At 40.4% G+C, this 14,012-nt stretch carries 19 protein-coding genes; 6 read left to right on the forward strand and 13 right to left on the reverse strand.

Annotated features, from left to right (window positions below; all coding sequences use genetic code 11):
• The first annotated feature begins 11 nt into the window (after positions 1-11).
• The 4 genes from AACH28_RS06305 to AACH28_RS06320 all read left to right on the forward strand — a co-directional run bounded on the left by AACH28_RS06305 (position 12) and on the right by AACH28_RS06320 (position 4,003).
• Positions 12-1,178 (forward strand): hypothetical protein, encoded by a 1,167-nt coding sequence (locus AACH28_RS06305; RefSeq protein WP_113660663.1) that lies wholly within the window; start codon positions 12-14, stop codon positions 1,176-1,178.
• On the forward strand, positions 1,175-1,927 hold the full coding sequence (locus tag AACH28_RS06310) for a PRTRC system protein B (protein WP_341832551.1): 753 nt from the start codon (positions 1,175-1,177) through the stop codon (positions 1,925-1,927). The genes AACH28_RS06305 and AACH28_RS06310 overlap by 4 nt, the downstream gene beginning before the upstream one ends.
• The gene (locus tag AACH28_RS06315; protein WP_157698597.1) at positions 1,888-2,910 is read left to right on the forward strand and encodes an IS5 family transposase; all 1,023 of its coding nucleotides are present in this window, start codon (positions 1,888-1,890) and stop codon (positions 2,908-2,910) included. The genes AACH28_RS06310 and AACH28_RS06315 overlap by 40 nt, the downstream gene beginning before the upstream one ends.
• A 286-nt stretch (positions 2,911-3,196) precedes the next feature.
• Positions 3,197-4,003, forward strand: a complete 807-nt coding sequence (locus AACH28_RS06320; RefSeq protein ID WP_113660661.1) for a PRTRC system ThiF family protein — start codon at positions 3,197-3,199, stop codon at positions 4,001-4,003.
• A 283-nt stretch (positions 4,004-4,286) separates the two neighbouring features.
• Here AACH28_RS06320 and AACH28_RS06325 read toward each other — a convergent pair whose 3' ends face one another.
• From AACH28_RS06325 to AACH28_RS06335, 3 genes are all read right to left on the reverse strand, one after another.
• Entirely contained in the window at positions 4,287-4,736 is a 450-nt protein-coding gene (locus tag AACH28_RS06325; protein WP_113660659.1) for a response regulator transcription factor, read from the reverse strand.
• A gap of 268 nt (positions 4,737-5,004) precedes the next feature.
• On the reverse strand, positions 5,005-5,304 hold the full coding sequence (locus AACH28_RS06330; protein ID WP_113660658.1) for a helix-turn-helix domain-containing protein: 300 nt from the start codon (positions 5,302-5,304) through the stop codon (positions 5,005-5,007).
• Entirely contained in the window at positions 5,285-5,596 is a 312-nt protein-coding gene (locus tag AACH28_RS06335) for a helix-turn-helix domain-containing protein (protein ID WP_249090923.1), read from the reverse strand. Before AACH28_RS06335 ends, AACH28_RS06330 begins: the two co-directional genes overlap by 20 nt.
• Positions 5,597-5,823: 227 nt before the next feature.
• Between AACH28_RS06335 and AACH28_RS06340 the strand changes: the two genes are divergently transcribed.
• Both AACH28_RS06340 and AACH28_RS06345 read left to right on the forward strand, forming a co-directional pair.
• On the forward strand, positions 5,824-6,558 hold the full coding sequence (locus tag AACH28_RS06340) for a helix-turn-helix transcriptional regulator (protein WP_249090922.1): 735 nt from the start codon (positions 5,824-5,826) through the stop codon (positions 6,556-6,558).
• Between the two features lie 72 nt (positions 6,559-6,630).
• Positions 6,631-7,164, forward strand: coding sequence for a dihydrofolate reductase family protein (locus AACH28_RS06345; protein WP_249090921.1), 534 nt, complete (start codon positions 6,631-6,633; stop codon positions 7,162-7,164).
• Positions 7,165-7,264: 100 nt separating this feature from the next.
• Here the strand turns inward: AACH28_RS06345 and AACH28_RS06350 are convergent, their stop codons facing one another.
• From AACH28_RS06350 to AACH28_RS06395, 10 genes are all read right to left on the reverse strand, one after another.
• The gene (locus AACH28_RS06350) at positions 7,265-7,546 is read right to left on the reverse strand and encodes a hypothetical protein (RefSeq protein WP_050378381.1); all 282 of its coding nucleotides are present in this window, start codon (positions 7,544-7,546) and stop codon (positions 7,265-7,267) included.
• Positions 7,547-7,685: 139 nt separating this feature from the next.
• Positions 7,686-8,135, reverse strand: coding sequence for a DUF3872 domain-containing protein (locus AACH28_RS06355; protein WP_249090920.1), 450 nt, complete (start codon positions 8,133-8,135; stop codon positions 7,686-7,688).
• Between the two features lie 12 nt (positions 8,136-8,147).
• The gene (locus AACH28_RS06360) at positions 8,148-8,708 is read right to left on the reverse strand and encodes a conjugal transfer protein TraO (protein ID WP_034867755.1); all 561 of its coding nucleotides are present in this window, start codon (positions 8,706-8,708) and stop codon (positions 8,148-8,150) included.
• Between the two features lie 21 nt (positions 8,709-8,729).
• Positions 8,730-9,629 (reverse strand): conjugative transposon protein TraN, encoded by a 900-nt coding sequence (gene traN / locus AACH28_RS06365; RefSeq protein WP_249090919.1) that lies wholly within the window; start codon positions 9,627-9,629, stop codon positions 8,730-8,732.
• A 24-nt stretch (positions 9,630-9,653) separates the two neighbouring features.
• Positions 9,654-11,003 (reverse strand): conjugative transposon protein TraM, encoded by a 1,350-nt coding sequence (traM, locus tag AACH28_RS06370; protein ID WP_078781150.1) that lies wholly within the window; start codon positions 11,001-11,003, stop codon positions 9,654-9,656.
• Positions 10,990-11,277 carry a hypothetical protein gene (locus AACH28_RS06375; protein ID WP_034867760.1) on the reverse strand — a complete coding sequence of 96 codons (288 nt, stop codon included), beginning with the start codon at positions 11,275-11,277 and terminating at the stop codon, positions 10,990-10,992. Before AACH28_RS06375 ends, traM begins: the two co-directional genes overlap by 14 nt.
• A 19-nt stretch (positions 11,278-11,296) precedes the next feature.
• Positions 11,297-11,725 (reverse strand): hypothetical protein, encoded by a 429-nt coding sequence (locus tag AACH28_RS06380; RefSeq protein WP_034867762.1) that lies wholly within the window; start codon positions 11,723-11,725, stop codon positions 11,297-11,299.
• Between the two features lie 12 nt (positions 11,726-11,737).
• Complete coding sequence (traK, locus tag AACH28_RS06385; protein ID WP_034867764.1) at positions 11,738-12,361, reverse strand: conjugative transposon protein TraK; 624 nt, start codon at positions 12,359-12,361, stop codon at positions 11,738-11,740.
• A 20-nt stretch (positions 12,362-12,381) separates the two neighbouring features.
• A complete protein-coding gene (traJ, locus tag AACH28_RS06390; RefSeq protein ID WP_078764753.1) occupies positions 12,382-13,377 on the reverse strand; it encodes a conjugative transposon protein TraJ in 996 nt (331 codons plus the stop codon).
• A gap of 2 nt (positions 13,378-13,379) precedes the next feature.
• Positions 13,380-14,012, reverse strand: a complete 633-nt coding sequence (locus tag AACH28_RS06395) for a DUF4141 domain-containing protein (RefSeq protein ID WP_078764754.1) — start codon at positions 14,010-14,012, stop codon at positions 13,380-13,382.

The following is a 14,012-nucleotide window of genomic DNA, read 5'->3' on the forward strand; positions in this document are numbered from 1 at the left end:
ATTATAAAACGATGAATTATGCAACGCAATATCATATCGGGAACAATCAGCATACCCGAACAGAAACGACAACAGCAGTTACACCGACAGTTGGGCGAGTTCGCAAATTGGCTACAAAGACCAAAGGACGCAAACCAAGTGCAGAAAGACAAGCAGAAATCCGTACCAATAGCAATGCTACCAATGGTATTCTAAAGTGTACGTTTCTGCCTAAACTGAAAATAGCACAATCCGTACAGGCTTGTCAGAAAACGGAGAGGGATTTTTACAAGTCCCTTTCCCGACTTGCTGAACATTACAGCATTGAGCCAATGCAGACCAAAGATTTTGATTTTCCATACAATATAACATTGTCTATGTGGGATATGGAAACCAAAGTAAAACGTACCAACATAAATTGGGATAGTTTCAAATTGGTACAGGATAGTAAGAAAACCTTTTTTGTGAGCGAGGAAAGGTATAATGTAGGTACAACCTTGTATTATATTCCTATTGCACCGCTTTTTAAAATGCTCAAAGACCCGAAGCGTAAAAAGACCGCACAGCTACTTGTATCGGTATGCAGTTATCTGTACCATATTGCCGATGTGCCGTATTACAGACAGGAAGACAGCTATTTGTATTGGCTATATGAAACGCATAAAGATTGGGTAGAACAGGACGATGAAACGGACGAAACCGAAACGTATAAAAGTGAGTTGAAAAATGCCGAATATATTGGCGACAATATAGAACAGAAGTTATTTAACCGTATCAATTTAAAGGTATTTGAACAGCGTTTGAGCCGATTTAAAAGCCTTGATACATTCGACAGGGAATGTTGGCAAGTTGCTTGTAATGCCTTTGCCCTTTATACGGAATATCCGAACGCAACCATTTTCAGAAATGCACCATTGTCCGAACAAGACCCCTATAATGATGATTATGAAAACGAAACAATCGGAATGGAAAAGTACATTTCATTTATCGCAGATACCAAAGGATGGCTATATGAAAGTCTTTCCGATAGCATCAACAATGAGTTCAACGAATACGGAAAAATGGAAGAACCGACTATTTGCAAAGTATTTGACAGCAGTAAAATAACACAAGGCAACCTTGATTTTGAAAATCGCCTGTTTGAATTGTTGGACTACCTTTCTTACTTATTGTATAACTATAAAACAACAGAAAAATGAACACCGTAAACGACTTAACCCAAGATTTTGGCACATTGTACTATCCAAAATCCGCTTTGGTTTTCTATGAAACCAAAGGAACAGACACAGCAATGTACGTGGAGCATTTCGATATGGATAGCAACGGAACGCCTACCAATGCCCACCCATTGACAGTAAAGGAAGCCAACGTATTGGCAAAGGCTTTACAGACCGATGAAGAAAAGAACACAGCTTTTTTAAAGCCAAATGGCATTTTGCCGACCAATATTCTGCATATCAGTCCGAGCGAAAAAGGTACGGTGCTATGGTACACCAAAGCACAGCAAAGGCAACTGTATTTTGTTGATAGTTTGGGCATACCCAACGGAATGGCACAAGTACCGCCAATGCTTTGGTTAGCGAGCAAAAGCAGTCTTACTGTATTTGCTTTGGCAAACAACAGAAGACCCACAGAGAAGACGCCATTGCATTACGCACCTTTTTTCAATATCTACGAAAAGGGCAATGTATGTATGGGTACTGTTAGTATTGACATTAAAAATTCGGCTTCGGTTGAGGAATTTATACAAGCGTGGGAACATTATTTAAGACCGTTGCAAAAGTGTTTGGTTTTTATTTTATTGATATTCAAGTTTTTAATTTGTTTCTTGTTGATTTTCGTTATATTTAAGGTATGGAAAAGACAGAAAAAGTTAGCTTTGTTGATTACATGGTTCAAAGACGGAAAATCAAGCAGGAATTCTTCGATCAGATCAATACATTGGTAAATTGGCATCCGATTTCAAATATTATCAACAAGCATTACCACAAAGGGGAAAGCAAAATGGGACGCCCTAGTTATTCTGGTCTTGTCCTCTTCAAAATGACACTTCTACAGACCTGGTATGGTCTGAGTGACTACGAAGTAGAAGACCGTATAAACGACAGTATCTCCTTTAGTCGCTTTGTTGGCATCAGTTTGGACGATTCGGTTCCCGATCACAGTGTTATTAGCCGTTTTCGCAGCTCGCTGACAGAAAAGGGTGTTTATGAGAATCTATTCAAGGAGCTGAACAAGCAGTTGAATAAACATAAAATATTGGTAAAACGTGGAGCTATCGTTGATGCCAGTATTGTTGATTCTCCGCTAAAACCAAAAGGCAAAGTTATTTACGAGATCGAAAGTGACCGTAGTGAACATCCTCGCGAAGATTCTGAGCTGGATAAAGAGAATAGTGAACAGTTATTGATCCAACAAGAGAGCCCGGGTGTTGACCATGAAGCTCGTTGGATAAAGAAGGCTGGGAAAACACGTTATGGCTATAAAAAGCATTATGTCACCGATACAGAAGGCCTGGTTCTGGGCGTGGTAACCACTCCAGCAAATGTAAATGAAATTGCCAATCTTCAACAGGTAATATCTTCGGCTGACCTTCCAAAGGGCATCCATATCTATGCTGACAAGGGATATCGTTCCTCTAAAAATGAGGAATTGATCAAATCAGGAAAGCTAAAAAGCAGGATCTTGCATAAGGCAAAGAAAGGAACAGCGTTAACCGAAAGAGAGAAGTTAAGAAACAAACTGATCGGCAAGATCAGGTTCAAAGTTGAACGGACCTTCGGGAGCATCCGGCGATGGTTCAACTCAAGCTGTGCAAGGTATAAGGGGATCGCCAAAATGCATACACAAAATCTAATGGAAGCCATGGCGTACAATCTTTACAGATCACCTGGGATACTTGTGTCCAATGCAATAAAAAACACAAATTAAGCAGTTGAAAAGGCCTCAAAAAGAGGATTTTTCAAGAAAACGCAACTAGATTTCCGAATCCAAATCGGAAAAAACTGCAAAAAAAAGCAAAAATAACCGATCAGAAAATATCAACATTATTTTGCAACGGTCTTTATTTTTTCAATTCCTATTTCAGCCATTCATTATGCGAAAACTTGACGAAAAAAAACATTGTAAACCTTTGGAAAGACCTTATCAGCACCGATAAACCCTTTCCGAAAGAAGTATTAAAAAAAAATAACAAAACCCTTAAAAATCTATTGTGATGAATACAGCAAAAACAGCAATCCATTTTACGGACAATTATCTGCTCAATCCGACAAACCCGATTTCGGTAAACCTTATCGGAGCAGGTGGCACAGGCTCAAAAGTATTGACCGCTTTAATGGAAATAAACGAAAGTTTGATAGCCTTAGGACACGCAGGGTTGCAAGTTCGCCTTTGGGATGATGATGTTATCACGAGTGCCAATTTAGGCAGACAGCGTTTTGCAGAAAGTGAAACAGGATTATACAAATCCGTTGCTTTAATCAATCGTTGCAACCGTTGGGCAGGAACAAATTGGAAAGCCGAAACGGTAAAATTTGAAAAGGACAAGTTTGGGAGAATGCCCGAAAAAGCAAGGGCAATCATTACCATTACTTGTGTGGATAATGTACAGGCAAGGTTTGGTGTTGCTGAAATTCTTAAAGAAATAAGTTACCGCAGACACTACCACGATGAACCAAAATATTGGTTGGATTTTGGCAACAGCCAAGATACAGGACAAGTGCTACTATCTACTATCGGAGAGATAAAGCAACCCAATTCCGAGAAATACCAAACGGTGGCAAGCCTGCCATTTGTTACCGATGAATTTGGCGAATTGCTGAAGCAATCCGAGCAAAAGGACAACACGCCAAGTTGCTCACTTGCCGAAGCATTGGAACACCAGGACTTGTTTATCAATTCATCATTGACACAAATGGGTTGCTCCTTATTGTGGAACTTGTTCCGCAGGGGAATGACCGAATACAAAGGATTTTTTCACAATCTGAAAGATTTCCGCACCCACCCGATAAAAGTCGCCTGACCTAAAAAATCGGGCGGCAAAAAGACAGATCCTCCCGATGGTCGGGACAGTCTTTTTGCATTAAACAGGTGCAACCACTTTGTCAAAATGCACCGCTCCACACATTCCCTTTCCTTACATTTTACCAAACAGATTGCGACATTATTGCGTGGGATATTCATTATCCCAAAGATTGGTTTTGGTAAAATTGACTTCTTTTCTTTTCACACAGCGACCAAAGAAAAGAAGCAAAAGAACGTCGCTTTATTAGAACAGATATTTTTACGCTGTTGGGATTGGACGGTTACTTATTGCTGAAATATTCCTGTGCAATTTCCGCTACTCCCATACTAAAATATCTTCCGCCATTGATAACAGTTTCAATGGCTTTTTTAAAATCGTCCCCATCGCTACCAATGAGCAGATAACCTGCAAAACCAATTTCCAAAAGAGGTTTCACGGCTTTTTCGCTATCCTTATCGCTGAAAGCAATCAATTTTATGGTTGGATATTGTGTTCTCAATTCTTGAAGCTGTGCAAGCACATTCCTGTCGTAAAAATCAAGGTCTATAAAACAAACTTTGGGAAGTTTTTTTAATGCGGATATTTGAGATAATCCGTCTTTAATGTTTTCCGAACGGAACAATATATCAATTCCAAAATTAAGGAGGTCATTGTAAATAATATCTACAATTGGGCTTTTATCGTTGATAAATGCAATGCTGATTTCTTGGAGGGAGTTTACAGTGTTCATAATACCAGTTTTAATATTAGTGAAGCCCTGCACAAAAAAAAGACGCAGGCAACTACACTCATCGATACTACGGCACTGGTACGCCTAACCCCGAATAAGCGAGCGCCCACGCCATAACGTGAGCGTTCTTACTTATTGCCTCGGGGTTACAAAAATTACCAGTTTTTAGTACCAAGACCTAAAGCAAAAACACTTTAAGTATTTTCTATATTTTACATAGCAAATATACTAAACCCATTTCGATAGAACCATACTCACACAAAATTTATTACAGCCAATGTTTGTTATTGGATATATAATTCTGCTCCAGTATTGTCAGAATATCCGTTTCCTTATAGATAATCTTACCTCCAATCTGTATATATGGTAGGATATTATCATCACGGTATTGCTGTAAAGTCCGTTTGCTGATATGTAACAGTTTGCACAAATCTTCGCCCGACAGGTATATTTCTCCATTCATTACAGGACGGTAGTTTTTCAATATACTTTCGATACGGGTTCTTAGCTGCGTTATCATTTCCTTATGGGCAATGATTTCGTCATTATCATTCGTGAATAAATCCATTTTCAAGAGTATTGTACGGCTGTCCGGCTTCGAGTAAAGCCTGTACGTCCGAGCGTTTGTAATAATTCTTCCGGTTCAGTTTGGAATAAGGAAGTAAGCCTTTGTCCTTGTAGGTCTGCAAAGTCCGCTTGGTAATGTTCATCATCAGGCAAACTTCCTGGTTATCGAGCCATTTTTCTTCTTTGAAAATCGGTGTATATCTCCGTATGGCATTTTCGGTCATTTCCAAAAGTTCCCTCAGTTCATTCTGCATTCCGTCCAATGCGGATTTTTGTATTGCGATAACTTCCATAATCTGCTCAATTTTTCTGTGGAAGTCGAATTTATAAAGGCTTATTGCAGGGTTGGGAAATGTTGTAGGGTTTGGCGTTGAAAGGCAGTGTTTGACGTTTGAATAATAATTCCGAAGTAATTTATTTTGTAAATTTGAAAAAATTAAATCCTCCTGATGGATATAAAATACTCATTGCTATACTTATAATTCGGTGGTCATTGTAGCGAACGACACCACAGAAACCGATGAAATATAAAAAAATAAAGCCTTACAAAGAATTAGAACCCTTTATTCATTTCTATTGGGAACTGAAAGGAAACGAGCTTGAAAGACAATGGGAACGAGTTTTTCCAGATGGCTGTGCGGGTATAGTAATGAATTTGGGAAATACTTGTTTGACAGACAACGGGGCGGTTTCTATGGCGTTTGGAAAAACCTATGTAGTTGGTGCAATGAATTCATTCAAAGACAGTTTTATTGACAACGATACACATTTGTTAGGTGTGTGCCTAAAACCTGCAACTTTTGCAAATTTCTATAGTTATGCTTCGCAAAATGATCTTACCAACGACACTATTGAATTTGAAAAATCCAATTCCTTTAATGTTGATAAAACATTAGTCAACCCGTTCAATTATTTTGACTGTTTCTTTTCAGAAAGAATAAAAAGCAAAAACAATCAGTTACAATCAGTTGTCAATGATATACATTCAACAAACGGACAAATTAGTGTTTTTGAACTTTCAAAAAGAAACTTCACAACTGTAAGACAACTGGAGCGAAATTTTAAAAAGTACATTGGATTATCGCCAAAAGAATATTCAAATATTATTCGCTTTCAAAATGCTTTGAGTATAATCAAAAATTCAAATCAAAACCGGAGCTTATTAGATATTGCTTTTGAATGTGGCTATTATGACCATTCTCATCTTAGCAATGAAATCAAGCGAAATACTGGGCTTTCGCCATCATTACTTTAATTTGTCGCATTTTTACAAAGCGTGATTGTTGGTCTAAAAGTAAATTTGCATAAACATTAAAATTTAAAACAGATGCGAAAAATATCACTTTTCATTGCAATGAGTTTAGACGGTTACATTGCAAAACCAAATGATGACCTAAGCTTTTTGAAGCTTGTAGAAAAAGAAGGAGAAGATTATGGCTATGCGGAATTTACGTCCAAAATTGACACCATAATTATTGGTAGAAAAACCTATGACTATGTACTTAATGAAATCGGTGCATCTCATTACGACAATGGGCAACGAGATATTTATGTCATAACAAGAACTGAAAGACCGCAAGTAGGCAGAACGACTTTCTATACAGGAAACATAACCGAATTAATCAAACAATTAAAGTCTGAAAACGGTAAGAATATCTATTGTGATGGTGGTGCTGAAGTAATAAATGAACTATTGAAGAATAACTTATTAGACGAGTTTATAATTTCGGTTATCCCGGTTTTTTTAGGTAACGGAACAAGGCTTTTTAAAGACGGAAGACCCGAGCAAATACTTGAATTTATAACAGTAAAAACATTTGAAACTGGACTGGCACAACTACATTACAAACGGAAAGATTAAACAAACAAACCGCCAACAAGTGTTTGAATTAGCCGTATAAGAAAAAATCAGATAGCCTTTTGGGCTATCTGATTTGCTTTAGGTCTGTATGCTATAATAACTATCTACGTTGAGCAGGCTGTTCCATTTTTACTTCCTGTTGTTGTTTTTCTTTTTTCTCACGGGAATAGACCCACAATGACAATAGCCCGAATATAATCAGGGCGTAAGCTATCCATTTGCCAACCTTTTCAATCAATTTAATGAAAACCGAACTTTCATAAGAAGAAAAGCCCTCTGCTCCCATAGGGCTGCGTCTGTAAAACTTTCTGCGGTTAATCCAATAACGAAGTCCCAAGCCTGCAACCAAAAATATTATCCCTATAACCAATGATGCAACCATATCCTCACATTTTTAATTTCACAAGTCTAAATTTATGAAATATTGATGAACCATTAAAATTCACCTAAGCAAATACGCTGTAAATAGAAAACGGCTTACCAATCAGATAAGCCGTTTTTTATAAAATGAAATACTGCTCTTAATCGCTACTGTTAAATTGAAAAGTTATCTGCTTTTCATTCCCGAAGCTGTCCGAAATCCAAACCACAAAGGATTGTGATACGGCAGACGTTGACGTATAGTACAATCGAAACTGCTCTGTCGGTAACGGATACAAATCGTTTGGTAAATACGGTGGCTCATCATAATACCGCAATGTGCCTTGCCCGTCAAATTGGAAGTATCGGAGAAAATACTGTGTGTTGCTGTAATTTCCTGTACGCTGTATGGTAATGCGTATTTCTACCGTCTGTCCGTTGGCAACATCTTTGGGAACTGGCATTACATTGACCTCGAAAGGAAAATCGTTCTGTATTTCGAGTTCATCATCTTTGTTGCAAGATACCAAAGAAACCGAAGCTGTGAGGATTGCCAGCATTACATATATCGGCAGTAATCCTGTTCTGAATTTATTGAATATTGCTATCATCGTTTTTACGTTTTAAAAGTTAAACCTTAATCCCACACCTGCGGATGGTCGGAACTGTTCCAGATCCGTACCCCATAAAACCTTTGTACGTCCTTGCAGGACTAATACAAATCGGTCGGACAGGTACGTTTCAAATGTGAGCCGTCCACCAGCTCCGTAGATAAAATTGTCCTCGCTCAGTATCTTCGCTCCGTCATACAACATCGCTTCGCCACGATTGATGCTTTCATAACCGACTACGCCTGTTATTCCTAAATTCAGCGTAATGTTCTTACGGGCATCGCCCAATAAGTAGAAACTGTAACCGCCTTCGGCACTATAAGTTTCCTGCGGTATGCGCAGGGCTTTATAATCGTGGTATTGGTGCGTGTATTCCAACGCCCAAAGCTGGTAGTTGCCATTTTTGCCATTTACGGTCATTGCGGCACTGATATAATAATCATAGCCAATCTTGTCATCGGATAATACACCTGCACTTATTTCCAATCCTTTCTGTTTTGGAAGCATTCTTTGTGCCTGTGTAACCGTGATGGCCATCAAGATGAGCATCACGGTATAGATATACTTTTTCATATAATTACTTTAAAAGGGTTATTAAAATTTCAGGTGCATATCGTCAATCAAACGAGCCTTGATTAAGTCTGAATTTTCGATTTGCAGGGTTTGATGTCTGCCACCATTTTTCTCGAAAATCTCAATCAGCAGTATCTTATCATCGGCAATGGTAAACTGGTCTAACAGGAACACGTTTTGTTCGGTCGATTTACCGCCAATCTCGTTCAATGGCTTGTAAGTGCGTAATGGTATCATCGGGCGTTCCTGTACAACTGTACGTTTAGCTACCTTTTTATCCACTACTTTGAAATTGATAAAATCAATCTGAAACGGCACATTGGTACGGTTTCTTAATTCCGTATGGAAATAGTATTTGCCATTGTGGATGTAAATGCCTTTTAGGATAAACTGAATACCAAAACTCTTAGCCCCGATATGCTTTACAATGCGTTTGTCCTTTTTGTAAATGGTTTCCAATAACAAGCCTGCCAGCGATGGCGAATTGTTGCCCAATTCCTCAAAAAGCACATCGTTACCGTTGGCTTTATCCACCGCCTTTTGCATTGTGAGCAAGTCATAGCTCAATGCTTCGGGATAGGAACTGTAATACACATTGAAACTGTAAAAACGCCCGTCATTGGTAATGACTGAAAAATTGGTTTCGGGTTCAAAATCCCTTACCGTTGCTTTTACACGCAACACGTTTTCCGCATCTTCCGCTTTCCCTGCAATCAGGTATTCGCTTCCCAAATCCACGTAACGGATAGCGGTCGGGAAAATGAGGTGTGAAGTCTTATCGTATGTCACTTCCATTTTGTAAGGTTCTATCTTGCCCAACGCAAGCGGAGTTTTTGCATTTGCACTGTCCTGTGCATAAGATTGTACGGCAAAGCCGAGTATCAGGGCGATTTCCCAAAAGGTTTTAAAATGATTTTTCATTTGTTTAAAAATTTGAGTTCAACATTATTTTTTAGATACAAGGAAGACTTGATGTCCTGCTTTCAGCGTAACCTTTGGGGTTCTTACCTTTTTGGCGAAATAGCCCGAAATTCCCTGTACCACTCCTTTGCTTAAGTCTGCGGCAACCTGTTGTCCGGCATTCTGTGTGAGCATTACGCTCGTTCCACCTGTCTGGCTCATATTGCCTGCCATTTCGGTAAGAGCATTCATTTCGGGAGAATACGGAACGTACAAGCCTTGCTGCCCGTCTAAATCGTAAATGGTAATATCTACCGGGATGATATTGCCCTCCAGTTCTATCGAGGTAATCTTTAATTGTAGCCTGCCATTCTGAAATTTGGCATTTGCCGTTACAATCGTTCCTTTTGGAATGGTACGTTGTGGCGTTTGCGCAGGTTCTAATAATCGTAAACGCACACCCGTTTCGCCAATAACAGTTTGAGCATCGTGTACGCAGGCTTTTATACTGTTTTTAGGTTGTACCACCTGCTCCACAGAACCGGCGGTATAAAAACCACGGTTCTTTGTTTCGCTCCAATCGGCTAAAAAAGCACTGTCCGTAGGCTCCCGATACAGGGCTGATACGGTGTTCTTTCTTGCAGGCGTAAACGATACAAAATGCTCCTTTTGGTTAGCACCCGCTGCACCAACTGTACCCGGAGCAGCACCATTTGCAGGGACGGCAGTTCCGGTATTAGCATTCTGTGGAAGATACTTTGCCGCCATTTCGTAGGACTTCTCCATTAGTTTAAGTTGGTCATCTACGGTGGCAACAGGTGGCACATCTTTTTCAGCCAGCTTTTCTTTCATTTCGTCCAGTTGCCTGCGGAGTTCCATTGTTTCCGAATTATTATCCTGATAGAATGAACCCAATGTGCTTTGCATATTTCGGTAGCTGTTCAACCCAGGATTGCCGTTTCTTCCAGAATTTCTGCCACCTCCGCCAAAGCCATTGCTTTCCTCATCTTCAGGAAACTGCTCATCGGTCGGTTCTTCCTTATCTTCCGTATTCCAGTAGTCGGAAAGCGTTGCAAGCGCATTGCGTTTTTCCTGCTCTTTGCGCTCGAGCATTTCCTGCTCATACGCTTTGCCTTTGTCGGCAGGCATTCCCGCTCCGGTAGCCTGTGGTACGGCATCGTTTAGCCCCACATTTTCGATTGCCTTTTTATCTTCGGACGGTTTAAATATGAGGTACATACAACCCACGAAGACAATCGCCATTAAACCAAAGATTAAGGGCTTTTTAAGCTTCTCCTTATTATTCTGCGTGCCGTTTTGAAGCACATCAGCGGTTGCTGTCGGGCTTCCCTCGGTTACCCGAACAACCGATTTTTTGTTCTCATTTTCTTTCATAAATCCTATTTTTTAAAATTGTTGATACTGTGTCCTGCAATCTTGCAGGACTTTCATTCTTTTTAAGAATAGGGTTCTCGATATGCCTGATGTTGATGGCATCATTGGGCTTACCCGTATCGTACATTACTTTGCCGATAACCCCTGCGGTCAGCAAGAGATAACCCACAAAAAAGTACAGGGTATATTGGTGCTGTTTGCGCACTGGCAATGCCTGCCAACGTTCGTCGAGCTTATCAAAATACCTATCCATATTTGCTCTAAATTTTTTCATAGCCTTACTATTTCTGATGTTATAGCTTGAAACGCTTAGGGCTTTTCCCTGCCTTTTGTTTCGGTGCATCGTTGACCAATGCCACCGCTTCCACCGCTTTGGGTGCGGATATTACAGATAGGTTTGCCAGTTCCGATTTTTTGAGCAGTTGCCCAAATTGGTCTTTTCTTGCAACCTCTATTCTGTTGAGAGAAAATTTGCCGTTCAGGTATTTTACCCACATACTGCATTCTACACGTGGCTTGTCTTCGCCCGACCATTGCAGGTAGCCTGTCAACAACAAGTCTTGTTTAGGCAAAGTATCTGCACCTTTTTGGCAGCTTTCGAGGTAATCGCTGATGCTTTCTTTCAGCTTTCCGGCATACGCACCCTGCGTATGGAAATAACCGTTATATCCTTTGTCTGTAAGGATTTTTGCGAAAGTGTTTAAATCTGATAATGCTTCCATAAGATTGTTTTTTTAGCGTTCGATAACTTCTATGTCCCTGTTTTCAACCACTGCAAACTTTTCAATGTTGAAGCCCTGCGGGTTATTGTCGGAACGAACAGAGTTCACGAGATAGCAGGAAGTAATCAGGTTACGTCTGGTTACATTGCTCGAACGGATGATGAATTGTTTGGCATAGGTGCGTACTGCATACGGGTAGGTATCGAAATTGCAGACGACACTATCAACTTCAATGCGTTGCTGTACGTTTCCTGATATGATACGACTGTAATAACCCTTTTCCGACAAGTCCTTGTAGTAATCAAAAGCACTTTTGTCGGCAAGGTTGAACGCTCTGCTCATATTGCTTTCGATAGCATTTTTATCGGGAGCAAGCGTAAAGAAAAGCTCGTGAAAACGTCTGACGTGTTCCCTTGCTTCCACAGGTCGGTTGATACTTGCATCTTGCGATAAGGCGAGCATCAATGATTTGCCATTATCCAATACATAGATTTTTTGGCGTTGTTCTTCTGCAAAGCGGTAGGACTGCCATACGGCATATCCTACCACGCCAATGCAGAGAACCGCAAACACAATGGCATATAATCTTATCTGCCTAAAGCTGTTTTCGATATTTCTTAGCGTTTTAAATTCCATTTTTTAGAATGATTAATTGTTTATTTATTCATCAGTTTACCACCGATGTTTCCAACTGTTGAACCTGCCCCGGCTCCGGCAATGTTTCCTGTTTTCATTGCAGCTTGGTTTACGTTTCGGGTAAAGTTTCCTGCGCCTCCGGCTTGAATTACCCAACCTGTTACTGTCGGTATTGTGAAGTACCCGATGATGCCGATAATCATAAAGATGATGTACACCGTATTGCTCGTATCAGGTATATAGGTCGGGTCGGCAAGCATTGCTATATCCCTTTCCAGTATGAGGGATTGTATTCTTGCCAGCATCGAGCTGAACAAATCGGAAACAGGTAGCCAGAGATATACGCTGACATACCTCGTGATCCACTGTGTGAGCGTGGACTGAAATCCGTCCCACACGGAAATAGCAAAAGCTATTGGTCCGAGTATGGAAAGGACTATCAGGAAAAACGTCCGTATAGTGTCAATAACCAAAGCCGCCGCCTGAAAGAGTATTTCCAGTAAATTGCGAAACCAATCCTTTATGGCTTTCTCTATCTTGTAGGCTTGTCTGTCCATATACATACCCGCCATTGTACCAACGTCTGATGGCGACCATCCTAATTCATCCAGCTTTTTATCAAACTCTTCGTCTGATACCATATAGGCGGTTTCGGGATTTCGTACCATTGCTTCATATTCCAATTGGTCTTTCTGCTGTTGCAGCTTGTTCAGGTCAAGCACCTGGTCTTCGAGTATTTGGTGGGTTCCTGTAACCACCGGACTTAGTACCGCATTGATGGTTCCCAACACGATGGTCGGGAAGAACATTATACAAAGCCCCAAAGCGAACGGACGCAACAACGGGAACACATCAATAGGTTCAGCACGGCTTAAAGCCTGCCAAACCTTTAATGCCACATAGAACAACGCACCCAATCCCGCCAATCCCTTAGCCACCGCTGCCATATCGCCTGCAAGTGGCATCATATCGTCATAAAGCGAACGCAGGAGTTCGTGAAGATTATCCCATTCCATTTTTACCAGTATTTTTGGTTAGCAGTTCCGTAGAGTTCAAGCACTCTTTGGGCATCGTTTTTCTTTTTCGCTCTCAGGTAGCTTACAGAGATATTCTTATTGGTGTAGTAGCGAACAAGGCTGTGGTAATCCTTTACCTCTTTGTACACACGGTCAATAATATCCATACGCTCTTTGTCGTTTAACGAAAGGCTTGAAGAGGTTATAATCTGCTTCAATTCTTTTAGCAGTTCGGTACTTTCATTGAGCAGTGCCGAATAACCATTGCCAATAGCAACCAATTCCTGTGGTGTAAAATTTGGGTCGTTCATCATCTTGCCAAAATTCTGCACGTATATTTCGGACACATCGCCTACTAACAGCACGGTTTGTTGCACTTTTCGGGCATCTTTCACAAGGTTGTTGATAGCTTTCAGCTTGTCGTAATATTCTTTGCCCTGGTCGTACACTTTCTTCACTTCGTTGAAGTTCTTTACTACATTGCTTACGGTGGAAGAAGTCTGTATGATTTCGTTCGCACTGTTGATAATCCCTGAAGCCAAGTTTGCAGGGTCAGTTACTACAAATTGGGCTTTCGCTGACGGTGCTACGGCGAGCATCAGTGCCGTACACACCAGATACAATACTTTTTTCAT

The sequence above is a fragment of the Sphingobacterium thalpophilum genome (assembly GCF_038396785.1).
Taxonomy (GTDB): domain Bacteria; phylum Bacteroidota; class Bacteroidia; order Sphingobacteriales; family Sphingobacteriaceae; genus Sphingobacterium; species Sphingobacterium thalpophilum_A.